The following is a 21385-nucleotide window of genomic DNA, read 5'->3' as shown; positions in this document are numbered from 1 at the left end:
GGCCTTTGCCGAACAAACAAAAAAAGGCCGATCAGATGATCGGCCTTTTTGCATTCCTATTGTTTCAATAGTCAGCCTGCAGCACGCTCATCGCCGGGGCGGAAACCAATCTGGCTGGAGGCAGAGAACCGTCCTCCGCCCGCCTTTTCGATCTTGCCGTCTCGTAACAGCTGACCAAACGAACGCAGGCTGTCTTCGCGATCAAAGGTCGGCAGGTCAAGGGCGCGGACCTTGTTCATCAATTGCGGGCGCGAGAACTGCTCTTGCCCCTCAACAAATGACAGATAGGCCGCAGCCGCTTCAAGCAGTTCGGGCATGGATTGGGCGCCTTGTGCTTCTGCAAAGGCCTTGAATCCTTCACTTTCTTCCCTCTCGAAAGCTTGGGAGGCTATGCTCGATGCGACGTCTTCTGGGGCAAGGTCAATCCGCTGTTCCGCGACCAGTCGCAGCACGCCTGACTCAGCGGACTCCAAATTGGCGGACTCCTGCCCGCCGGAGAGGCTCATTTTTTGCTCGGCGGTAGCCAGCAGCCGTGACAGCTCTTCATCCTTGTCGTCGACGTATTCTACCGCGAGTTCGGCGCTTTCTTCGGATAACTCGATGATTCCATCGAAATCGTCCTCCACCGATTGCGCGACCGGAGCTTTACTGGGCGTATTTGTGGTTTCTTCATCGATCGTCGGCGCCACATCGTCAAAACCCAAATCGAGTCCGACCTGTGGTTTGGAGAACAGAAAGCCGTCGATCGGATCGTTCGTCTCTTTCACACCCAGAATTTTGTACCCGGCACTGTTTTCCTGTGCCTCTTTGTGGGCGTCTTCTTCGATCTTTGCCCTGGCGAAGGCTGCGGATATCGCATCGACCGTATTCAAAGCCTCGAGTGGCTTGAATTCGGTGTTTTCGTCCTCGGCGAGATGCCCAGTTTCGGCATCGTGGCGTGAGACCACAGCGCGGATGCGCTGGAGCTTGGCTACGATGCTGTCGGCAACGGGGATGCTCTCTGGCTCATCGGCCGTGGATACGGCATCAGGCCCGGAATGCGTCGCCCGCAGTTCGGGTGCGGGCAAATCTGCGTCATCCGCCACTTCTTCGGTATGATCGAACGATACCGGTGCCTCTGTTTTGGCGGTCTCGTCATCGAATTCTTCCGGTTCAACCGTCAACTCGTTCAAAGCGTCTGCCTCTTCTGACGGGATGACTTCACTAACTTGGTCAACCTGCGACACGGAAACGTCACTTGAAGCGGTTTCGGTTTCCTCTTCAAAAGCAACAGTTGCATCCTGAAGGTCGGTCATATGCTCATCGACCTCGTCCTCGAAGGATACACTCTCATCGACTTCATCCGACCAGGGTTCGATGGCGTCTTGCGCATCCGCCGTCTCCTCAACTTCGTCGGAAAGGGCAGTTTTCTCTTCGGTCACCTCTTCCGGAGACGCCTCCAGCGGGGTCCCTTGGAATTGACCCCAAACCGGCATGTCCTGCGGTTGCTCGTCGGGTCCCTCGACATCAACATGCTCGGGAACATCTTCCAGCGGCGCGGCGCTATGCACGTCTTCGAAATCGGAATTGTCGGTTGCTTCTCCGACAGGTGCCAATTCTTCGCTTTGCACCTCGTCAATTGTGTTTTCGTCGGACGCTACATCCTGCCGGTCGACGATCCGGTCGTTGCCGAAGGGTGCCTCGTCTTCGCGCGAGGATGTCTCTGCAGACGGCGCAGGTGCGGCCACGCCCGACGCGCGGAGCAGGATGCCGCCGGAATCCTGATGGGCCTCAATATGACGGGCCTTATCGCGTCGCGCGATTTGTGTCAGCATCTCTGGGTCGGGTTGCGGAGGTTCGGACCCGAAATAGCGGTCATCCGCCGCAAGATCCCGAAAGTACTCTGCGATTGCTTTCATGGTCTCAAAGGAATCTTCAAATCCTTCAAGGGTGCATGAGAATGTCCCGTAAGATACGGTTAACACTTTGTTGCTCTGTACCATGCGACGCTCGTCCTCTACATACCAGTTGTCTAGCTTATGTTGCGCCCAGAGCCATTTTCGGCGCAAAACTGTGTAACTCAAGGTATCATTTTGTGGCCGGAATGTGTCGAAAAATCAAAAATAAATCCAGTGGTCACAAAAATGCCGCATTTATCCAAAGTTGCGCGCCGGTTGGTCTTGTAGGAGGGGGCGAAATCGGGGCAAAGGATTTTGCTCTGATGGCTCAAAACGTGGTGCTGGTGGCGGCTGCGGACGGTGGCGCACAAGCGGTAATTGCGAATGACCGGATGCCTGACGCGGTCATAGGCGATTTTGATTCGCTGACACAGTCCGAACTTGGCCGCTTTCCTGCCGATAGATTGTTTCCGGTTCGGGAGCAGGAGAGCACGGATTTTGACAAGGCGTTACGCAACATCGATGCACCTCTGGTTTTAGGAATCGGCTTCCTCGGCGGTAGGGTCGATCACCAGCTTGCGGTTTTCAATACGTTGATTCGAAATGCAGAAAAGCGTTGCATTCTGATCGGCAAACATGAGGTCATCTTTCACGCGCCACCATCGATCCGACTAAAAATCGAACCGGGCAGTATCGTGTCATTGTTTCCTTTACGACAGGTAATGGGGCGCAGCCGGGGTTTGGAATGGCCTATCGGAGGGCTGGTTTTCGAACCGGATGGTAAGATCGGAACCTCCAACAGAGCGTTGTCCGATTTGGTGTTGGAGTTCGACGGCCCGGGCATGCTGATCATGGTGCCGCGTGATTCGCTGGATCAGGTCATGCAGGCGTTTCAGTCGGAGCTGACCGGGCGCTGGCCCGCTCGCGCAGAATGACATAAAGACCTGCGCCGATGGTGATGCAGATTCCGACCGCTGCCAGCCCGTTTGGCAGATCGTGGAAGATGAGCCATCCGATCACCGTCGCAACAGGAATTTCCAGATACTGCATCGGAGCAAGAGTTGCGGACGGGGCATAGCGCAATGACCACGTCATCAGCAGATGCGCCAAAGTTCCCAAAAGCCCGATGGCGATAAGAAGCCATGCGGTTGCAACTGTCGGAGGAAGGGTAAAGGACAATTGTGGCAGTTCAGCAATCGTGCCCGCGATCAATACCGGAGCGACCGCAACTGTCGCCAGCACGCCGGATACTGCTTGTAGTGAAACCGGGTCGGTTTCCTTTGCGATTTGCCGGGTAACAAGCATGAAGAGCGCAAATACCACAGCAACGACAAGCGGCAGAAGGGCGGGCAGGCCAACTGCGGCAAAGCTGGGTTGAATGACGAGAAGTGTGCCGACAAAGCCGACGAAGCAGGCCGCGATCCGGCGCAGGCCAACCTCCTCGTTCAGAACCAATTTTCCCAAGATCAACATGATGAACGGCATTACAAAGGCAATCGCCACAGTCTCTGCCAGAGGCATGAATTGCAGTGCCGTGAACATGGCGGCAATTCCGATGATGTGCAGGCCCGTGCGCATCACGATCAGGCGAAAGACGCGCGCTCGCATGCGCCACGGGCGCCGGGTGGCTACGATTAGTGGTATTAAAACCGCCGCCTGAATCGCAAAGCGGACCAGCAAAAGTTGGCCTATGGGCATCGTCTCTCCCAGCAGTTTGGCAATTGCGTCGCCCATCGGCGCAAGAACGCAGAAACCAAGCATCAGGAGAATGCCAAGAACGGGGCGATCCTGAGTCATGCCGTGCACGCTAGGTCAGGTTTCGGGATTTCAAAAGGGCCAAAAGCCGCCCAATCGGTTTTGGCCCGGCGGCAGCTCAGCAGTTCGGCACGTTGACTGCCAGACCACCCAGCGAGGTCTCCTTGTATTTCTCGTGCATGTCGTGGCCGGTCTGGCGCATGGTTTCGATCGCTGAATCAAGCGGCACAAAGTGCTTGCCATCCCCGCGCAGCGCCAGCGAGGCGGCGGAAACTGCCTTGATCGCCGCTAACCCGTTGCGCTCGATGCAAGGCACCTGCACCAATCCCTTGACCGGATCGCAGGTCATGCCAAGGTGATGTTCGAGGGCGATCTCGGCAGCATTTTCAACCTGCTCAGGCGTACCGCCCATCACGGCGCACAGGCCTGCAGCGGCCATGGCAGAGGCGCTGCCAACCTCTGCCTGACACCCGGCCTCGGCACCTGAGATCGAGGCGTTGTACTTGATCAGCCCGCCGATGGCGGCGGCCGTCAGCAGGAAATCCTCGATATGGGATTCAGAGGCGCCGGGAACGTGATCGAGGTAATAGCGCAGAACGGCGGGCATGGTGCCGGCCGCCCCATTGGTGGGGGCGGTGACGACCTGACCGCCAGCGGCGTTTTCCTCGTTCACCGCCATGGCATAGACGCTAATCCAGTCGTTGATCGTGTGCGGCGCGTTCAGGTTCATACCGCGTTCGGCAATCAGGGCGTCATGGATACCCTTGGCGCGCCGCCGCACGTTCAGGCCGCCCGGCAGGATGCCATCGGTGGCCAACCCGCGCTCTATACAGTTGTTCATCACTTCCCAAAGTCGGGCAGTACCCTTGGCGAAGGAAATCGCACAACCGCGCGCAATTTCGTTGTCGCGCTTCATCTGGGCAATGGTTTTGCCCGACGAGGCAGCCATTTCCAACATTTCAGCTGCGGATTTGAACGGAAATGGCACCGGTGGGCCGTCATTGGTGTCTTTGCCTTGAGCCAGCTCTTCCTCAGTCAGGACAAAGCCGCCGCCGACCGAATAGTAGATCTGCTTCAGGATCACGTCCCCCTGAGCATCGGTCGCCATCAAGATCATGGCGTTGGCGTGGCCCGGCAGGTTGTGGTCATAGTCAAAGACCAGATCGTGCTTGGGGTCGAATTTGAGGGTCGGCAGGCCTTCGGGCGTCACCGAATGGGTTTCGTTGATGGTGGACAGCGCGGCTTCGGCCTTGTCGTTGTCATAAGTATCGGGCACGAACCCGGCCAGCCCCAGAATGGTGGCGCGGTCAGTGGCGTGGCCGACGCCGGTAAAGGCCAACGAGCCGTGCAAAGAGGCCTTGAGGCCCGCGAACTCGAACGGTGAGGCGCGCATCAGGTCCAGAAAGCGCGCGGCGGCGACCATCGGACCCATCGTGTGAGAGGAGGACGGGCCAATGCCCACTTTGAACATGTCGAAGACAGAAAGAAACATCAGGTTGCAGAGCCTTCTGGAGGGGTGGCGTGAACAGGAGAGGTAAAAGGCGTGGCGCCCAATCCCTCGGCCGCGACGGCGGCGCGGGTGGCGGGGCGGATTTCAAGCCCCTGCAGGATACGTTGCAGATGCGGAGTATCAGCACGGTTGAACCAGCTCTTGTCGCTGCCCTGCGGATACAGGTCCATCCAGCGTAGCAGACAGGCAAGATAATAAGTCAGAACTGAAGGTGTGTCGGGATGCAGCCAGCTGGGTTTGGATCGGGCTTCTGCGTCCAGAATGGCAAGGTGGCGGCGCAGGCGCGAGCGGATGCCCGTGCGCAGGGTCTCAGATGCCGCAGTATCGATATAGGCGTCGGGGTAGAACAGCATGCGCAGGTCGGCATGCAGCGTATTCGACGTAAAGAACAGCCATTTCAGGAACGATGCGCGGTCATCGGCGCCCATCGCCGGGGCAAGCTGGTCGTGCGTTTCTGCAAGCCACAGTAGAATGGCGGCGGTTTCGAACATCGGCCCTTGCGGCGTTTCCAGCACCGGAATCAACCCATTGGGATTCATCGCGCGATAGGCGGCGCTGTCCTGTTCGCGCTGTGCGCGATCTACAAGAACGGTCTCGTAGGGCTGGCCCATCTCTTCCAATACCAGCCGAATGATCAGCGAGGCATTGTCGGGGGCATAGTGCAGGCGATAAGGCATCTTCATCGACGGCAACTTACAGGCGCACGAGGCCGGAGAAACAGCTGATTCCGACGTTTCCCATCGGAAACGCGCATTTCGGCGACATCTTTTGTCAATCGGACCGGGCCGACTTGTGTGCGACACAGACAAAATGCGTGATCGCAAAGAAGAACCGCCCCTGTTCGGCAAGGTTTTCCTGTTCCCGGGCCCAGGCAAGGGCACGGTTTTCCGGCATCGCTCCGGTCTGGGTCGCATAGGCCGTCATCAGTCGAATCATCATGTTCGCCAACCCATCAGGTCTCAGGTCGGTGTCGCAGATCGTGTGGGGCCGTATGACATCGACGGCAAAACCGCATTCCCTCAATTGTGGCGGCAGATGAGCGGGCACATCCAACTGTGCCAGATGCCCGTCCCAGATGCGGGTCATACGGCCCATCCGTTCAGGATCGTCGCTATGCCAGGCAAGCGTGTCCCAATGCATGTCTCCGATCACCAAACGCCCACCCGGTCGCAACACGCGGTGAAGCTCTCGCAGGGCAGGACGCATATCGGCGAGGTATTCGAAGACCTGAACCGAGACCGCCTTGTCGAACTGCCCATCGCCAAACGGCAGCGCTTCGGCGGCGCCTTCGATGAGGTCCACATTGTCCAGTCCGGCGCAACGGTCGCGCGCGGAGCTCAACATATCCTGGCTCTGATCCAGGCCGGTGACGTTTCCGTTTGGCCCAACCGCCCGGGAAAGTTCCATCGTCATCAAGCCGTTGCCGCAACCGAGATCGAGGATGCGGTCATCGGGTTTCGGTGACACGGCGTCAAAGCTCTCACGCCGCCTGCGAGAAACATCAGCCCCAAGATAGGCGTCATCCAGAATTCGGGCCGTGGCCTCGTCAAATTGCAACATGCGCGTTCCCCCAAGGGTAACCTAGCAAAAATTAGGGCTCCGAGCGAGCAAAGCAGGACAAGCCCCCTCGCACCGCCGCAACTCTTTGCCTATAAGGGCGCAAATTACGCTTTTGGAGTTGCTGCCATGACCAGTGAATTGCCGCCCATCGACAAGGCCAAACTCGTCGCTGCAAGGCGCGCCGCCGAGATGGTCGAGGATGGAATGCGCGTTGGGTTGGGAACCGGATCAACCGCCGCCTGGCTGGTGCGTTGCCTGGGCGAAATGGTGCGCGAGGAAGGTTTGCGGATCAAGGGCGTGCCGACCTCGACCCGGACGGCGCAGCTGGCCCGCGAGGTGGGGATCGAGGTGGTTTCGCTGGATCAGGCCGGTTGGCTGGATCTGACCATCGACGGGGCAGATGAATTCGATGGCGACCTGAATCTGATCAAGGGCGGCGGCGGCGCGCTGCTGCAGGAAAAGATCGTGGCCACGGCCAGCGACCAGATGGTGGTGATCGCCGATGCTGGCAAAGAGGTCGAGGCGCTGGGCGCGTTTCCCCTGCCGGTCGAGGTCATCCCGTTTGGATGGCAGACAACCCGCTCGCTGATCGAGGAAACCTTGGTGGCGATGGATGTTCTGGGTCGCTCGACCTCGCTGCGAATGACTGGCCAGGCGCCGTTCATCACGGACGAGGGCAACCACATTCTGGACCTGCATCTGCAGCGTATCGGAAATGCACGGCAATTGGCGCTGGTTCTGAACCAAATCCCGGGCGTGGTTGAAAACGGGCTTTTCATTGATATCTGTGACAGGGTCGTGATCGGCTATGGCGATGGCCGGGTCGATGTGCGCGACATCAATGAAGGCACGATTGAGCGGGATCGGATGGACTTTGCAGAGACTGAAAACCTGTTTTCCGATCTTGCGGATTAGGGGCGATATCCATGAGTTTTGACTATGACCTGTTCGTCATTGGCGGCGGCTCGGGCGGGGTGCGTGCGGCACGCGTGGCGGCGGGCGAGACCGGGGCCAGAGTGGCACTGGCCGAGGAAGACCGTTACGGCGGCACCTGCGTGATCCGGGGCTGTGTACCCAAGAAACTGATGGTCTTTGCCAGCGAATACTCCGCCATGGTTGAAGATGCGCAATCCTATGGCTGGAACATTCAGGCCGGTGCCTTTGACTGGAACGCCTTTCACAACAAGCTGGTGGCCGAACTGGATCGGCTGGAAGGCGTCTATCGCAACATTCTGAAGAACAACGGCGTCGAAAGCTTCGATCAGCGTGCCCGCCTGATCGACCCGCACACGGTCGAACTGGCCGACGGCACCCGCAAGACTGCCAAGCATATCCTGATCGCCACGGGCGGTCGCCCGGTGGTGCCCGAATTTCCGGGCTCGGATCTGGCAATCACATCAAACGAGATTTTCCATCTGGAAAAACTGCCGGAAAGCATCCTGATCGTTGGTGGTGGTTATATCGCCTGCGAGTTTGCCGGGATCATGAACGGGATGGGGGTCAAGACAACGCAATTCTATCGCGGTGCGCAGATTCTGCGCGGGTTCGACGACGAAGCGCGCGGGCTGATCTGCGAAGAAATGTGCCAGAACGGTGTTGACGTTCACTTGGGCACCAATGTGATCGAGATGGCGAAGGATGGCGATGGGATCCGGGTCAAAGCCACCAATGGCACCGAACAGACCTTCGATGTGGTGATGTACGCTACGGGCCGCGCGCCCAATGCCGATGATCTGGGCCTCGAAGCGTTGGGTGTCGAACGCGGCCGCAAGGGCGAGATCGTGGTCGACGAATATAGTCAGACGGCGGTTCCTTCGATCTATGCCATCGGGGACGTGACTGACCGGGTCAACCTGACTCCGGTGGCGATCCGCGAGGGCATGGCCTTTGTCGAAACCGTGTTCAAGGGTAATCCCACGCCGGTCGATCATGAACTGATTCCGACCGCGATCTTCACCCAGCCCGATATGGGCACCGTGGGCCTGAGCGAGGAAGAGGCGGCGGCGCAGGAGCCGATTGAGGTCTATGCAACATCGTTCAAGCCGATGCAGCAATCCTTTGCCGGGCGATCGCAGCGGGTTCTGATGAAACTCATCGTGTCCAAGGCAACGCGAAAAGTTCTGGGCTGTCATATCGTGGCTCCGGGCGCGGGCGAGATGATCCAGCTTGCGGGGATCGCCGTAAAGATGGGCGCGACAAAAGAAGATTTCGACCGGACCGTGGCCGTTCACCCGGTCATGGCCGAGGAACTGGTCACGATGCGGCATCCTGTGCGCAGTGCTTGATTTGCACGCGCGCGCATACACGTTACAAGGGACGCCGTGATCACACGGGCCAAAACAAGGGAAAGATAACATATGGCGGGCAACAGCGGTGGCCCCTGGGGGGGCGGAGGCTCCTCGGGTGGCGGAGGAAATCGAGGCAACAACGGTGGCGGGCGACGCCCGCCCGAAGGCGATGGCCCGCAGATCCCCGAGATCGACGAGCTGATGAAAAAAGGCCAGGAGCAGCTGCGCGTGTTGATGGGCGGGCGCGGCGGCGGTGGCCGTGGCGGCAGCGGCAAGGGTGGTGGCGGTGGCGGTGGTCCCGCCCTGACCAAGGGAACGGTTCTGCTGGGCGCTCTTGTGGCGCTTGGCCTATGGGGATTTGCAAGCGCCTATACGGTCAAGCCCGAAGAACAGTCGGTCGAGTTGCTGTTTGGCAAGTTTTCGGGCATCGGCACCGAAGGTCTGAACTTTGCGCCATGGCCGGTGGTCACGGCCGAGGTGATCCCTGTCAAGGTGGAACAGACCGAAACCATCGGTTCCGGCGGTCGCGGCATCGAAGCGGGTCTGATGCTTACCGGGGATGAAAACATCGTCGATATCGATTTTCAGGTGGTCTGGAACATCAACGACCCGGCCGCTTATCTGTTCAATCTGCGCGATCCCCGACAGACCATTCAGGCGGTGTCTGAATCGGCCATGCGCGAGATCATCGCACAATCCGATCTGGCGCCGATTCTCAACCGTGACCGTGCGATCATCGCCGAACGGTTGGAGGAGCTGATTCAGTTGACCCTCGACAGTTACAATTCGGGCATCAATATCGTCCGCGTGAACTTTGACGGCGCCGATCCGCCAGAGCCGGTCAAGGACGCCTTCCGCGAAGTGCAATCGGCGGGGCAGGAGCGTGACCGGCTTGAGAAACAGGCCGATGCCTATGCCAACCGGGTTCTGGCCGGTGCGCGCGGTGAAGCCGCCCAGGTGCTGGAAGAAGCCGAAGGGTATCGCGCCCGCGTCGTCAACGAGGCGCAGGGTGAGGCCAGCCGCTTCAGCGCGGTTTTGGAGGAATACGCCAAGGCACCCGATGTGACCCGAAAGCGCCTCTATCTGGAGCGGATGGAGCAGGTTCTGGGTGATGTGGACAAGATCATCCTCGACGAGAATATAAGCGGACAGGGGCAGGGAGTTGTGCCTTACCTGCCGCTCAACGAGCTGCGTCGCAGCACCGGCGAGGGGAATTAAGTGATGCGAAAATCAACCTTCATACTTCCCGTTCTGGTGATCGCTGTCGTTCTGGTTCTGTCTTCGATCTTCATCGTGGACGAGCGCCAAAAGGCGCTGGTGCTGCAATTCGGTCGGGTGATCGATGTCAAGGAAGAACCGGGGCTGGCCTTCAAGATCCCGCTCATTCAGGAAGTTGTTCGCTATGACGACCGGATCCTGAGCCGCGAGGTCGGACCGCTTGAAGTCACGCCGCTCGACGACCGTCGCCTGGTGGTCGATGCCTTTGCCAGGTATCGCATTGCTGATGTGCGCCAATTCCGTCAGGCGGTTGGTGCCGGCGGCATTGCCACTGCGGAATCGCGTCTCGATTCGATCCTGCGGGCCAAGACGCGCGAGGTTCTGGGTTCGGTCAGTTCGAACGATATCCTGAGTTCAGACCGTGCCGCACTGATGCTACGCATTCGAAACGGTGCCATTTTTGAGGCGCAGGATCTGGGTCTCGAAGTGATCGACGTGCGTTTGAAACGCACCGACTTGCCACAGGCCAACCTGGAAGCCACCTTTGCCCGGATGCGCGCCGAGCGTGAACGCGAAGCTGCCGACGAAGTGGCGCGCGGTGAAGAAGCAGCGCAGCGTATTCGCGCGCAGGCAGATCGGACTGTGGTGGAACTGGTCTCGGATGCGCGCCGCGAATCTGAAATCATCCGTGGTGAGGCCGACGCAGAGCGCAACGGCATTTTTGCCGAAGCTTATGGAAAGGACCCGGAATTCTTCGAGTTTTACCGCTCCCTGTCGGCCTATGAACGCGCCTTGCAAGGTGGCAACAGCTCGATGGTTCTGAGCCCGGATTCGGAGTTCTTCAACTATCTGAAATCGCCCACCGGTAAGGCCGTTCAGTAATGGGCATGGTCCTTCTGGCCCTTGGGCTGGTGTTGATTGTCGAGGGGCTGGCCTATGCGCTGGCCCCTTCGCTTATCGAGCGAATGCTAGAGATGCTGCGCACGTTGCCGGAAAGCGCACGCCGAAATGTCGGTCTGCTATGTGTCGTTACGGGGTTCATTCTGCTGTGGGCCGCGCAACAGATCGGGTACTGAGACCCGCCCAACCTGGGTAAAGGTGAACGGTTGGCTGATAATGGCTCAACTGGCGGTGATTTCCTTGCTTTCCCGAGTTGCGGGCGGAAACAAACTGACTACATTGGACAGTAAGAACGGGCTGCCCATGGGGCGGCCGGATAAAGCGGTGACAAGGAGACCTCCAGTGCAGGCGAAAGCACGCAGTATTTCCCTTAGGAAAGACGATACCCTGATCAAGGTCAGACTCATGTGGCTGGCGTTCCTGGCGACGCTCCTTGTGCTGGCGCAGGCGGTATCGGCGCTGGCAAAACAGGAAAGCCTGGCACCACTGGCCGATCTGGTGAGCCCGGCGGTCGTCAACATCACCACCACCACCCTGATCGAAAGTCAGACCGGCCCGCAGGGCATCGTGCCCGAAGGCTCTCCTTTCGAGGATTTCTTTCGTGAGTTCCAGGACCGCAATGGCGATAACGGTAACCGCCCACGCCGCAGCAATGCTCTGGGATCTGGGTTCGTGATCTCCGAGGATGGCTATATTGTCACCAACAACCACGTAATTGCCGAGGCCGACGAGATTCTGATCGAGTTCTTTCCCGGCGATGGTCAGCCGCCGCAGGACCTTCCTGCAAAGGTGATTGGAACAGACGAGAAAACCGATATCGCCTTGTTGAAGGTCGAGGCGAAAGGCCCCTTGAAGTTTGTCAAGTTCGGTGACAGCGACACCGCCCGCGTAGGTGATTGGGTGGTGGCGATGGGTAATCCGCTGGGGCAGGGCTTTTCCGTGTCCGCGGGGATTGTCTCGGCCCGAAACCGGGCGCTCAGCGGTTCCTATGACGACTACATCCAGACCGATGCGGCGATCAACCGTGGCAATTCGGGTGGGCCGCTCTTCAACATGGACGGCGAGGTGATCGGCGTGAACACTGCGATCCTGTCGCCCAATGGTGGTTCAATCGGGATTGGGTTTTCCATGGCGTCCAACGTGGTGGTCAAGGTGGTCGACCAGTTGCGCGAATTCGGTGAAACCCGGCGCGGCTGGCTGGGCGTGCGCATTCAGGACGTGACCGAGGACATGGCGGAAGCGATGGGGCTGGACAAGCCCGGCGGCGCGCTGATCAGCGATGTGCCGGACGGTCCCGCGAAAGAAGCCGGATTGCTGGCAGGGGACGTGATCGTCAATTTCGATGGCGTCGAGGTCGAGGATACTCGGGCGCTGGTTCGGCAGGTAGGCGAAACGACTGTTGGAAAATCCGTTCGCGTTGTGGTGTATCGCGATGGTGCGACCCAGACTGTTCTGGTGACGCTCGGCCGCCGCGAGGATGCCGAACGTCAGGAAAACGGAGAGTCCTCATCCTCCGAAGCGCCATCGTCTGTCGAGGAGAAAGATATTCTCGGGCTAACCGTGATGCCCTTGACGGACAAGATGCGTGAGGATCTGGGACTTGATGCGGACGCATCAGGACTTGTGGTGACCAATGTTGACGATGCGTCGGAAGCTTTTGAAAAAGGATTGCGAGCAGGTGACCTGATCACCGAGGCCGGACAGCAGAAAGTCACGTCGCTTGCCGATCTGGACGCGCGGATCGACGAAGCAAAAGAGGCGGGGCGCAAGTCCCTGCTGCTTCTGGTGCGTCGTGGTGGTGAGCCCAGATTCGTGGCGCTGAGCCTCGCCGACTGATCGCTTTATAGTTTAGAAAACGGCCGGGTTTTGCCCGGCCCTTTTTGTGTCGTCTCCCGATCTGGGAAAAGCGCAAAAGGAAAGAGCCATATGCCGAAGCATATGGCTCTGTTACAGGGAGAGACCGGTACGGACAGACATTGGGGATGATCTTCCGGTCTCGGTACGGTAACCATAATCTGTATATGCTGGGCATGATTTTCCGTATGTGAACCGGATCACACCGTACGGCGAAAAATCAAATTAGATCGGATTCCGCCAGATCGCCAAGCGCCTCGAAATCCCGGATGCGTAATCCGCCGCGGGTTGCCTCGACAATGCCTTCTTTCTTCCAGCTGGACAGAGTTTTTGAGACCGCCTCGCGCGTGGCGCCCACGAATTCGGCCAACTCGCTTTGCGACAGGGCGAGCATTTTGTTGGGGTCGTTCTGCAGATGGGCGAGATGCTGCAGTTTGCGGGCCAGTCGGATAGGCATCGGCAAGAACACCTGTTCGTTCAGCTGAGAATTCATCCAACGCATGCGAAGACCCGCAAGACGGATCATGTCCACCGCAAGTTCGGGATGTGTCTTGATTTGATCCAGCACATCACTGCTGCGCACGCGCAGAACCCGCGACGGTTCAGCCGCCGACACGGTCGCTGTGCGAGGGCCGGGATCGAACAGGGCGATCTCGCCGAACACCTCGCCTGGCCGCATAAGATCCAGGGTCAGCTTGCGCCCGTTCATCGACAGGTAGGAAACTTCGAGTGTACCAGAGAGAATGGCGTAAAGTGCATCGCCGTCGTCGCCCTGCTCGAACAGGATATCGCCCCGGTCAAGAACGATTTCCGATGCCTGGGCCGAAAGCATCGCCTTGAGCCGATCAGACGCGTCGGACAGAAACCCGGTGTCAGGAAATGCTGTCATGAAAGGGACTTGCCCCCTGTGTGAGTGAGTGTGGTCAGCTATTTTTCACAGGTTTGGCCGTAAACCAAGTGTTTTATCCGACGGGGAGGTGTTCCTCACCATCGCGTGATGACGCCGTAAGGGTGGCGCCTCAATTGCTGTCCGGGTCGTCCATATAATTCTGCAACAGGTTGAACTGCATCATCAGAAACGCCATCAGGGCCAGCGGAAAGCCAAAGGTTTCGATCTTTACCCAAAGGTCGGTCGACATGGTGCGCCAGACCAGTTCGTTGGCAATGGCCAGACCGGCAAAACCTGCGCACAGACGGCGGGTCAGGATCATCCAGCCTTCGGTGCGCATGGGGATCATCTCGTTGAGGATATAAGCCAGGTAGGATTTTCCCTGCAAAAGACCGATGCCCAACGTGGCCGAGAAAAAACCGTAGACCAGTGTCGTCTTCATTTTGAAGAATCGCTCGTCATTGAACCAAGCGGTCAGCCCGCCAAAGAAGATCACCATGAAAGCGGTAAATATCTGCATCCGGCTGAGCTTGCCGGTGAGATACCAAAGTACACCCATTGCGGCCAACATCAGTGGCACGAACAGTATGGTGGCAACGATAAAGCCGGAATACTCGGTCCCGCCGATCAGGAAACTGTCATCCCGCAGGCGCAGATAGATGAAAAAGAACGCCAGAGGCGGCCCTAGTTCCAGCACCTGTTTCAAAAGCGGGTTGATGTCTTTTTTCTCTGCCATTGCCAGTCCTGTTGCTCAGCCACCCATCTCAACTATCACAGCGCCCGCGGCAATCAATGCCATCAGGGCAATTCGACGAGGTCCAACTGTCTCTTTCAGGACCAGCCAGCCGATCAACGCTGCAAAAACAGTGGAAGTCTCCCGCAATACCGCCGCCTCGCCCACCTTGTCGAGCCTGGTGGCCAGCATGATCGCTCCGAATGACAAAAACGCGATGATACCGCCTGCAAAGCCGCGCAGCATCAAGGGGCCGGGGGCGGGGCGGTGGATCATCGCGCGCCACCTGAGAAAGGAGTAGATCGGCATGGTGCATCCGTCGATCATGAAGAACCAGGCCAGGAAAGTGAACGGGTCGGCGGTCGCGCGGATGCCATAGGCGTCGTAGGTGGTGTAAAGCGCCACGAAAAGACCTGTAGTAACCGCCAGAGCCAGTGCCACGGCCAACGTCTCGCGGTTGGTCTCAAGATAGCGCAGGTTATAGGCGGCAAGCCCGAAGATGCCCGAAAGCAGCACCGCGACTCCCAGCCATTGCAGCGGCGAAAACACTTCGCCGAACAACAAATAGGCACCGATCACCGTAAACAGCGGCCCGGTGCCCCGCACCACCGGGTAGACCACGGTATAAGATCCCTTGGTATAGGCCATCGCCTGAAAGACCTTGTAGAGAATGTGGATGAACCAGGCCGTGGCAAAGATCGGCCACATGTGCGGCTCGGGCCAGGGCACGACGAAAAACGCAAATGGTGCCGCCATGAGGCAATAGGAGGCGTCGATCGCCCCACGTGACAGCCACGGGTCGTGGCGGCCTTTTTGAAGCGCGCCGAACACCGCATGCAAAAAGGCAGCCATCAGCGCCAGCCCAAGGGCCAGTTGATGACCGGCTTCGGTGCCTTCGAGTGAGATGAGCCAATCGCTCAAACGTTGACCTTTCGCAGGGCGGTATGGCCGGGGGCTACCTGCCCCCGGACCCCCGGGAGTATTTTCAAAAAGATGAAGTTCAGGTCCGGGCGAGGCCGGTTAGGGCGGCGGCGAAATCTTCGGGGTCAAACGGCGAGAGGTCGTCGATCTGTTCTCCGACCCCGATGGCGTGGATTGGAAGGCCAAACTTGTCGGCCAGCGCCACCAGAACGCCGCCCTTGGCGGTGCCGTCGAGCTTGGTCATCACCAGCCCCGAGACATCCGCGAGTTTCTGGAAGGTTTCGACCTGGCTCAACGCATTCTGGCCGGTGGTGGCGTCAAGCACCAGCAGCGTATTGTGAGGGGCGGTGTCGTCCTTTTTGCGGATCACTCGAACGATCTTGGCCAGTTCCTCCATCAGGTCGGCGCGGTTCTGCAACCGGCCCGCGGTGTCGATCATCAGAAGGTCGGCGCCGTCCTCCTGTGCCTTTGTCATCGCGTCGAAGGCGAGGCTGGCAGGGTCGGAGCCTTCGGGCGCGGTCAGGACCGGCACACCGGCGCGTTCGCCCCAAACCTGGAGCTGTTCCACGGCGGCGGCGCGGAAAGTGTCGCCGGCGGCGATCACCACCTTCTTTCCGGCGGATTTGAACTGGCTGGCGAGCTTGCCTATGGTGGTGGTCTTGCCCGATCCGTTGACGCCCACCACCAGAACCACCTGCGGGCGTTTCGGATAGATCGGCATGGGTCGGGCCACCGGCTCCATGATGCGGGTAACCTCCTGGGCAAGCAGCATCTTGATTTCATGGGTCGAGAGCTTTTTCCCGAACCGCCCTTCGGCCATATTGGCGGTGACACGCAGGGCGGTATCGACGCCCATATCCGAAGCGATCAACAACTCTTCGAGCTGTTCCAGCATGTCGTCGTCAAGCGTACGGCGTACCACCGTGCGGTCTGATCCGCGCGAAAAAAGTCGGCCCAGCAGCCCTTTTTGCGTCTCGGGCGCCGGGTCCTCGGGCGGCGGCGGCGCGGGGACAGGATCGGCGGGCATCGGCGCGGGCGTTTCGACCGGTTGCGGTATCGGGGCAGGTTCCGGCACTTCGGGAACCGGTTGCTGCTCAGGCTCAGGCTCGGGTTCGGGGATCACCGGGTCGGGCGTTTCTTCGCCGCCGTCCTCGACAATCGCGTCCAGCCCCTGTTCGAGCCGCGAGGAGGATTTGAACAGCCGGTCCTTGAGCTTGGATAAAAACGCCATCTTTGGTCTCCGCAGGTGTTCCTTTCACCTAATGCGGATTGGCGGCGGTTGCAAAGGGTCAGACGAAGGCTGTGACAAATCCGGCCTGTGCCCCCCAGTAGAGCGGCCAGACCAGATAGGGCGTTGCCTTCAGCGCCGGGTGATCCTTGGGCAGCAGGAACTTTTCCGTGGCCAGAATGAGGTCCGAGGCGATGAAGGCCAGCGCGGCGGGCAGGGCCAGGCGCAGGGCACCGGTGTTGGGCAGGGCCAGAACGGAGATGCCCATGCCGAGGATGATCGGGATATAGGACAGAACCGGACCCTTCAGATCACCTGCACGGGGGGCAAGCAGGGTGGCCATTACGATACCCAACAGCACCAGCGTCCAGACGATGCCGGGGCTGTTCATGATCCGGGCCACGTCGGTTGCAGGATGGGTCAGGAAAAGCGCGATATAGGCCAGATGCCCGGCTGCAAAAGCGCCGATACCGGTCATGAAGGTCGCATCCGTTTCGCGCGACAGCAAGGCATCACCCAGTGCACAAAGCGCAAGCGCCGCGATCAGCAGCTGAGGTGCGCCAAGGATCAGGGCCAACAGTGCCAGCCCCGCCACCGAGGCGGTCTTGAGGACGGTTCGGACACCGCTCGCGGGGCTGGTCGTCATCGGCAGATAGACCAACGCGCAGGCGGCGGCGATCCAGAACAGGAGGTGCGGCATGTATGTGTTCCTCGTCGTTCCGGTCAGAGAGGCAAATCCCGGCGCGCGGTTCAACCGGAAAGAGCGGGGGTGACGCGAAGTTATTCGGGTCGATCAGTGTCGATTTTGCGCAGTGTGCCGCGTCGTGAAGGGTTATCAGCGGTAAATTGGTGCAACGGTTTATGTTTGTGCAACGAAGTCTGACTTGGACTGTTTTGAGCCCATTTTGACAGATGCTGCGCGCCGCTCCAATGAACGCTTTCAGTCCGTCGGGTACTTGGCAATCAGGTGATTGACCGTGTCTGATTTCGCAATCCAGGTCACTTCATGCGCGGTGCTTTTCAGTTTCCTGTCAGGGCGCAACGACCTGTGCCTTGGTCGAGAGAGATGGCGTGTGCCGAGTCTTCGGCAATATCGATCCAGTTCTGCTCTCCATGAATCAGGCGCATGACCATTGCTCCCTCAAAGAGAACGACCAGTGTAGCGGCAAGCTTCTCGGGATTCGGATTGCCGACCCTGGACAATGCCTTGGTCAGGGAGTTCTGCAAAATGGTTTTTTGCGCAATCGCGGCTTGCCTGACGGGGTGTCCAGGCGCCCACGCGAGTTCCATCGCCGCGCGGCTGAAGCCCGACCCTCTCCAATCCGGAGAGCTCGACCATTTGCGCAGTTCACCGAATATGGTGCGGATCACGTCCTTTGTTGTCTTGGGCTTGGACCGGAACCATCGCTGGATGTTTCGTTCCGCAAGCTCAACTTGTGCCAACATCACCTCGGCAATCAAATCGTCTTTCGACGGAAAGTGATTGTAGAGAGTTCGCTTCGTGACCCCTGCCGCCTTCGCAATAGCGTCGACACTCGATCGTTCATAGCCTTCACGATAGAAGGCGGCAAATGCGTACTTCAGGATACGTTCGCGGGTTTCAAAGGAGTCTCTGGGCATGCTCCAAAGTATACCGATGAGTAAACCTAAAACACCAACAATTCTGGCATCCTCAAGTCATCGCGAGGCGGCTCTCCCAGGTTCAGTCATGGATGGTCCTTAGAACCGCCTATTGAAGCAAGGTTCTTTCAATGGTCCGTTCAGCCGCAATCATCATCTGTCTTCTTGTTCTTGGTGACGTGATTTCCGAGCAATATTCTCTTCCTTTTCCCGGAGCGGCCCTCGGGTTGGCCATGCTCACGATGATATTCACCGTGCGGGGCGGGCCGGACCCAGGATCCGAAGAGCTGTTTGACTTTGCCGCTCCGTACTTTCCCCTGTTCTTTGTGCCCGCGGCTGTCGGTGTGGTGGCAAGCCTCGATATGCTGTTCGCGTCATGGGTCTACATTGCCATCGCAATCGTTGCCGGAACGGCGGCGACACTTGTTGCAACTGGAATTGTCTTCCAATGTCTTCTCAGACGTGTCGTCGGGGAGGCACGCGTATGACCGAGCTTCTGGACCTGGCCCTTGCTCAACCGCTGTTTGCAATCGGCATTACAATCGCTGCATACGGTGCCGCCGACGCGCTTTGGCAAGTTTCTGGGCGCTCGGCGTTTCTGAACCCGGTTCTGGTCGCCACATGCCTCGTCGCGGCAGTCCTGCTCGTGCTTGAAATACCCTACGGCAACTACCTCCAGAAAGCGGAGCCAATAGATGCGACTCTCTCGCTTCTGATCGTCCTTCTGGCGGTTCCGCTCTTTCGCCAGTTTGGTCTGATCCGGCAGGCTGGTTTGCCTATAGGTATAGCGCTGTTGACGGGTTCGCTCGTCGCTCTTGGAAGCGCTCTGATCTACCCGTTCTTCGACGATGCGGGAGATATTTTACTCGCGACATTGGCCCCCAAGTCCGCGACGACGGCGGTCGCTGTCGAGATCGTCGTCAAACAAGGCGGCATTCCCGGTCTCACTGCGGTCATTGTGATCTCGACAGGTATCTTCGGCGCTGCGTTCGGACCATCTATTCTGGATGCCTGCCGGATCACCGACGACCGTGCGAAAGGCTTCGCGCTTGGGGTAGCTTCGCATGCAATCGGCACAGCGCGTGCTTTCCAGATGTCCGAAACGGCCGGGGCATTTGCAAGTCTTGGTATGATCCTGAACGCCCTTCTTACCATGCTGTTCGTCCCGCTTGCGCTGGAGATTGCAGCACAATAGGTAATGACGCTATCGCATCACCCACGACATCATTCACACGGGTCTGTCGTGGGTCAGGAAGCCGACACTCGTACTGCCGCAGCGAAAGTTCACTTCGTCCGGCAAAACGAACCTACCCATCCCCTCGCACCAATAGATCCAGCATGCCCGAGATATCCTCGACCTCCTCGGCGATCACGTGGGTTACCGAATGCGCCCGTTGCATCCGGCCCGTCACCCGCAGCAGCCGCCCCGAGATGACCGCGCGGCGGAACTGTTCATAGATCTTGCGCCAGACCACTATATTCACCACGCCGGTCTCGTCCTCGAGCGTAACAAAGATGACGCCCTTGGCCGTGCCCGGTCGCTGCCGCAGGATCACCAGCCCCGCCACCGTCACCCGCGCGCCTTCGGGCGGGTCGTCCAGCCGGGCAGCGGGCAGACAGGCAGGCGGGCGCGGCCAGTCATGGGCAAGGGACGCCTTGGAAGCGGATAGAACGATCATGGGAACAAAAATAGAACATGTGCAAGGAAAGTCCAGACGCGCCGCGAGGGGTCGCAAATGAGGGTGGAAACGTCTAAAGGGCTTGACTAAGGAAGGTTCGGAACATCGCAGAAGGAAGACGCGAGCAATGGCAAAGATCACCTATATCGAGCATGGCGGCACCGAGCACACCGTCGAGGTCGCCAACGGGCTGACCGTGATGGAAGGCGCCCGCGACAACAATATCCCGGGCATCGAAGCCGATTGCGGCGGCGCCTGCGCCTGTTCGACCTGTCACGTCTATGTTCATCCCGACTGGGTCGAGAAAATCCCGGCCAAGGACGACATGGAAGAGGACATGCTGGATTTTGCCTATGAACCCGATCCGGCCCGTTCGCGCCTGACCTGCCAGATCAAGGTCACCGACGCGCTGGACGGTCTGGTCGTGCAGATGCCGGAAAAGCAGATCTGATGCGCATTTCGGCCGCAGCAGCGATTCTGGCGCTGTGGCCGTTTTTGCCTGTACAGGCGCAGGTCATCTCGGACGCCACGTATACCCTGCCTACCACGGCCTATCCGCACGGTGTTCTGGGCGACAACCAGGAATGGGGCGCCATTCAAGTCACGGTCAAGCGACAGCGAGGATCCGAAGGATCGCTCCTGACCGGCCATCTGAGCGTGACATACGAAATCGATGCTCAGCCGGAAACGGTTTTCGAAGATATCGAACCGCGCCTTTGGGACGTGACCGGCGATGGTGAACCCGAAGTGGTCGTCGTCGAAAGCCATCAGAACTACGGCGCGCGCCTGCTGATCATAGGGCTGAGCAACGGAAAACCCGACTATCTGGCGGCAACGCCAAATATCGGTACCCGCTTTCGCTGGCTCGCCCCAATCGGCGCCGCCGACCTGGACGGCGACGGACATGTCGAGATCGCCTATATCGACCGTCCTCACCTGGCCAAAACCCTGCGCATCTGGCGTTATCGCGACGGTATGCTGGAAGAGGTCGCCAGCCTGCCCGGCCTCACCAATCACCGCATCGGCGAGGATTTCATTTCAGGCGGGTTGCGCGATTGCGGGTCTGGCCCAGAGATGATCCTGGCCGATGCAGGCTGGCAGCGAATTATCTCGGTCCGCCACGATGGTGATTGGGTGCGCGATGATCTTGCTCCCTTCAGCAAGGCCAATATCAACCGCGCAATAAGCTGCAAGTAACCCAATTCACAGTCTCCGACCTTGTGTTGCACTATCGTTTCGGCAACCGTGGGGCAGGTCAGTTGCCAACTGCTCCTGGCCAATGGGTCACGTGCGCATTTCGGTCGACAGGAAGGAAAATCCGATGCCGGCGAAACTCTCACGATAGTGAAGACA

23 protein-coding genes are annotated in these 21385 nt (G+C 59.0%); 11 read left to right on the top strand and 12 right to left on the bottom strand.

Translation table 11 applies throughout. The features are described from left to right. Positions 1-71: 71 nt before the first annotated feature. Positions 72-1982, bottom strand: coding sequence for a hypothetical protein (locus AC2FMY_RS02670; RefSeq protein WP_496806947.1), 1911 nt, complete (start codon positions 1980-1982; stop codon positions 72-74). On the opposite strand from AC2FMY_RS02670, the gene AC2FMY_RS02665 reads away from it, so the two are divergent. After that, entirely contained in the window at positions 1940-2812 is an 873-nt protein-coding gene (locus AC2FMY_RS02665; protein ID WP_480748185.1) for a thiamine diphosphokinase, read from the top strand. The genes AC2FMY_RS02670 and AC2FMY_RS02665 overlap by 43 nt on opposite strands. Here the strand turns inward: AC2FMY_RS02665 and AC2FMY_RS02660 are convergent. The 4 genes from AC2FMY_RS02660 to AC2FMY_RS02645 all read right to left on the bottom strand — a co-directional run bounded on the left by AC2FMY_RS02660 (position 2757) and on the right by AC2FMY_RS02645 (position 6702). Then, a complete protein-coding gene (locus AC2FMY_RS02660) occupies positions 2757-3674 on the bottom strand; it encodes a DMT family transporter (RefSeq protein ID WP_480748186.1) in 918 nt (305 codons plus the stop codon). The genes AC2FMY_RS02665 and AC2FMY_RS02660 overlap by 56 nt on opposite strands. Positions 3675-3750: 76 nt before the next feature. Continuing rightward, positions 3751-5124, bottom strand: a complete 1374-nt coding sequence (locus AC2FMY_RS02655; RefSeq protein WP_496806946.1) for an L-serine ammonia-lyase — start codon at positions 5122-5124, stop codon at positions 3751-3753. Further along, positions 5124-5825, bottom strand: a complete 702-nt coding sequence (locus AC2FMY_RS02650) for a glutathione S-transferase family protein (RefSeq protein WP_496806945.1) — start codon at positions 5823-5825, stop codon at positions 5124-5126. The genes AC2FMY_RS02655 and AC2FMY_RS02650 overlap by 1 nt, the downstream gene beginning before the upstream one ends. Before the next feature lie 88 nt (positions 5826-5913). After that, positions 5914-6702, bottom strand: coding sequence for a methyltransferase domain-containing protein (locus AC2FMY_RS02645; protein ID WP_496806944.1), 789 nt, complete (start codon positions 6700-6702; stop codon positions 5914-5916). Positions 6703-6828: 126 nt separating this feature from the next. Between AC2FMY_RS02645 and rpiA the strand changes: the two genes are divergently transcribed. The 6 genes from rpiA (at position 6829) to AC2FMY_RS02615 (ending at position 12944) form a co-directional block, all read left to right on the top strand. After that, on the top strand, positions 6829-7617 hold the full coding sequence (rpiA, locus tag AC2FMY_RS02640) for a ribose-5-phosphate isomerase RpiA (RefSeq protein WP_496744738.1): 789 nt from the start codon (positions 6829-6831) through the stop codon (positions 7615-7617). Between the two features lie 11 nt (positions 7618-7628). Next, positions 7629-8987 carry a glutathione-disulfide reductase gene (gor, locus tag AC2FMY_RS02635; protein ID WP_496806943.1) on the top strand — a complete coding sequence of 453 codons (1359 nt, stop codon included), beginning with the start codon at positions 7629-7631 and terminating at the stop codon, positions 8985-8987. 72 nt (positions 8988-9059) lie between these two features. Further along, positions 9060-10208, top strand: a complete 1149-nt coding sequence (gene hflK / locus AC2FMY_RS02630) for an FtsH protease activity modulator HflK (RefSeq protein WP_480748193.1) — start codon at positions 9060-9062, stop codon at positions 10206-10208. Between the two features lie 3 nt (positions 10209-10211). Further along, a complete protein-coding gene (gene hflC, locus AC2FMY_RS02625) occupies positions 10212-11090 on the top strand; it encodes a protease modulator HflC (protein ID WP_480748194.1) in 879 nt (292 codons plus the stop codon). Next, entirely contained in the window at positions 11090-11284 is a 195-nt protein-coding gene (locus tag AC2FMY_RS02620; protein ID WP_480748195.1) for a DUF2065 domain-containing protein, read from the top strand. Before hflC ends, AC2FMY_RS02620 begins: the two co-directional genes overlap by 1 nt. A 229-nt stretch (positions 11285-11513) precedes the next feature. Further along, the gene (locus AC2FMY_RS02615) at positions 11514-12944 is read left to right on the top strand and encodes a Do family serine endopeptidase (protein ID WP_496744741.1); all 1431 of its coding nucleotides are present in this window, start codon (positions 11514-11516) and stop codon (positions 12942-12944) included. 238 nt (positions 12945-13182) lie between these two features. Here AC2FMY_RS02615 and AC2FMY_RS02610 read toward each other — a convergent pair whose 3' ends face one another. The 6 genes from AC2FMY_RS02610 to AC2FMY_RS02585 form a co-directional block, all read right to left on the bottom strand. Further along, positions 13183-13851, bottom strand: coding sequence for a Crp/Fnr family transcriptional regulator (locus AC2FMY_RS02610; RefSeq protein WP_480748196.1), 669 nt, complete (start codon positions 13849-13851; stop codon positions 13183-13185). Between the two features lie 130 nt (positions 13852-13981). Further along, positions 13982-14587 (bottom strand): inner membrane-spanning protein YciB, encoded by a 606-nt coding sequence (locus tag AC2FMY_RS02605; RefSeq protein WP_480748197.1) that lies wholly within the window; start codon positions 14585-14587, stop codon positions 13982-13984. A 15-nt stretch (positions 14588-14602) separates the two neighbouring features. After that, positions 14603-15505 (bottom strand): EamA family transporter, encoded by a 903-nt coding sequence (locus AC2FMY_RS02600; RefSeq protein WP_496744735.1) that lies wholly within the window; start codon positions 15503-15505, stop codon positions 14603-14605. Positions 15506-15584: 79 nt separating this feature from the next. Further along, the gene (gene ftsY / locus AC2FMY_RS02595; RefSeq protein ID WP_496806942.1) at positions 15585-16736 is read right to left on the bottom strand and encodes a signal recognition particle-docking protein FtsY; all 1152 of its coding nucleotides are present in this window, start codon (positions 16734-16736) and stop codon (positions 15585-15587) included. Between the two features lie 58 nt (positions 16737-16794). After that, entirely contained in the window at positions 16795-17433 is a 639-nt protein-coding gene (locus AC2FMY_RS02590) for a lysoplasmalogenase family protein (protein WP_496806941.1), read from the bottom strand. Positions 17434-17753: 320 nt separating this feature from the next. After that, on the bottom strand, positions 17754-18353 hold the full coding sequence (locus AC2FMY_RS02585) for a TetR/AcrR family transcriptional regulator (protein ID WP_496744733.1): 600 nt from the start codon (positions 18351-18353) through the stop codon (positions 17754-17756). Positions 18354-18484: 131 nt separating this feature from the next. Here AC2FMY_RS02585 and AC2FMY_RS02580 point away from each other — a divergent pair, with 131 nt between their 5' ends. Both AC2FMY_RS02580 and AC2FMY_RS02575 read left to right on the top strand, forming a co-directional pair. After that, positions 18485-18841, top strand: a complete 357-nt coding sequence (locus tag AC2FMY_RS02580; RefSeq protein WP_480748202.1) for a CidA/LrgA family protein — start codon at positions 18485-18487, stop codon at positions 18839-18841. Then, entirely contained in the window at positions 18838-19548 is a 711-nt protein-coding gene (locus AC2FMY_RS02575; protein ID WP_496806940.1) for an LrgB family protein, read from the top strand. Before AC2FMY_RS02580 ends, AC2FMY_RS02575 begins: the two co-directional genes overlap by 4 nt. A gap of 112 nt (positions 19549-19660) precedes the next feature. Here the strand turns inward: AC2FMY_RS02575 and AC2FMY_RS02570 are convergent, their stop codons facing one another. After that, the gene (locus tag AC2FMY_RS02570; protein ID WP_496744729.1) at positions 19661-20032 is read right to left on the bottom strand and encodes an OB-fold nucleic acid binding domain-containing protein; all 372 of its coding nucleotides are present in this window, start codon (positions 20030-20032) and stop codon (positions 19661-19663) included. A 127-nt stretch (positions 20033-20159) separates the two neighbouring features. Here AC2FMY_RS02570 and AC2FMY_RS02565 point away from each other — a divergent pair, with 127 nt between their 5' ends. After that, positions 20160-20483: a 2Fe-2S iron-sulfur cluster-binding protein gene (locus AC2FMY_RS02565; RefSeq protein WP_496744727.1), complete on the top strand. Its 324-nt coding sequence runs from the start codon at positions 20160-20162 to the stop codon at positions 20481-20483. Next, positions 20483-21229: an FG-GAP repeat domain-containing protein gene (locus tag AC2FMY_RS02560; RefSeq protein ID WP_496806939.1), complete on the top strand. Its 747-nt coding sequence runs from the start codon at positions 20483-20485 to the stop codon at positions 21227-21229. The genes AC2FMY_RS02565 and AC2FMY_RS02560 overlap by 1 nt, the downstream gene beginning before the upstream one ends. Positions 21230-21385: the final 156 nt, after the last annotated feature.

It is taken from the genome of Ruegeria sp. YKSE079, from assembly GCF_059612845.1.
Note: the sequence above shows the minus strand (reverse complement) of the source record. Positions and strands in the feature narration are given on the sequence as shown.

Bases quoted from the DNA above. Each gene is read 5' to 3' on its own strand.
- AC2FMY_RS02665 (WP_480748185.1), top strand. From the start codon at position 1,940: ATGTCCCGTAAGATACGGTTAACACTTTGTTGCTCTGTACCATGCGAC.
- AC2FMY_RS02670 (WP_496806947.1), bottom strand. From the start codon at position 1,982: ATGGTACAGAGCAACAAAGTGTTAACCGTATCTTACGGGACATTCTCA.
- AC2FMY_RS02660 (WP_480748186.1), bottom strand. From the start codon at position 3,674: ATGACTCAGGATCGCCCCGTTCTTGGCATTCTCCTGATGCTTGGTTTC.
- AC2FMY_RS02655 (WP_496806946.1), bottom strand. From the start codon at position 5,124: ATGTTTCTTTCTGTCTTCGACATGTTCAAAGTGGGCATTGGCCCGTCC.
- AC2FMY_RS02650 (WP_496806945.1), bottom strand. From the start codon at position 5,825: ATGAAGATGCCTTATCGCCTGCACTATGCCCCCGACAATGCCTCGCTG.
- AC2FMY_RS02645 (WP_496806944.1), bottom strand. From the start codon at position 6,702: ATGTTGCAATTTGACGAGGCCACGGCCCGAATTCTGGATGACGCCTAT.
- rpiA (WP_496744738.1), top strand. From the start codon at position 6,829: ATGACCAGTGAATTGCCGCCCATCGACAAGGCCAAACTCGTCGCTGCA.
- gor (WP_496806943.1), top strand. From the start codon at position 7,629: ATGAGTTTTGACTATGACCTGTTCGTCATTGGCGGCGGCTCGGGCGGG.
- hflK (WP_480748193.1), top strand. From the start codon at position 9,060: ATGGCGGGCAACAGCGGTGGCCCCTGGGGGGGCGGAGGCTCCTCGGGT.
- hflC (WP_480748194.1), top strand. From the start codon at position 10,212: ATGCGAAAATCAACCTTCATACTTCCCGTTCTGGTGATCGCTGTCGTT.
- AC2FMY_RS02620 (WP_480748195.1), top strand. From the start codon at position 11,090: ATGGGCATGGTCCTTCTGGCCCTTGGGCTGGTGTTGATTGTCGAGGGG.
- AC2FMY_RS02615 (WP_496744741.1), top strand. From the start codon at position 11,514: ATGTGGCTGGCGTTCCTGGCGACGCTCCTTGTGCTGGCGCAGGCGGTA.
- AC2FMY_RS02610 (WP_480748196.1), bottom strand. From the start codon at position 13,851: ATGACAGCATTTCCTGACACCGGGTTTCTGTCCGACGCGTCTGATCGG.
- AC2FMY_RS02605 (WP_480748197.1), bottom strand. From the start codon at position 14,587: ATGGCAGAGAAAAAAGACATCAACCCGCTTTTGAAACAGGTGCTGGAA.
- ftsY (WP_496806942.1), bottom strand. From the start codon at position 16,736: ATGGCGTTTTTATCCAAGCTCAAGGACCGGCTGTTCAAATCCTCCTCG.
- AC2FMY_RS02590 (WP_496806941.1), bottom strand. From the start codon at position 17,433: ATGCCGCACCTCCTGTTCTGGATCGCCGCCGCCTGCGCGTTGGTCTAT.
- AC2FMY_RS02585 (WP_496744733.1), bottom strand. From the start codon at position 18,353: ATGCCCAGAGACTCCTTTGAAACCCGCGAACGTATCCTGAAGTACGCA.
- AC2FMY_RS02580 (WP_480748202.1), top strand. From the start codon at position 18,485: ATGGTCCGTTCAGCCGCAATCATCATCTGTCTTCTTGTTCTTGGTGAC.
- AC2FMY_RS02575 (WP_496806940.1), top strand. From the start codon at position 18,838: ATGACCGAGCTTCTGGACCTGGCCCTTGCTCAACCGCTGTTTGCAATC.
- AC2FMY_RS02570 (WP_496744729.1), bottom strand. From the start codon at position 20,032: ATGATCGTTCTATCCGCTTCCAAGGCGTCCCTTGCCCATGACTGGCCG.
- AC2FMY_RS02565 (WP_496744727.1), top strand. From the start codon at position 20,160: ATGGCAAAGATCACCTATATCGAGCATGGCGGCACCGAGCACACCGTC.
- AC2FMY_RS02560 (WP_496806939.1), top strand. From the start codon at position 20,483: ATGCGCATTTCGGCCGCAGCAGCGATTCTGGCGCTGTGGCCGTTTTTG.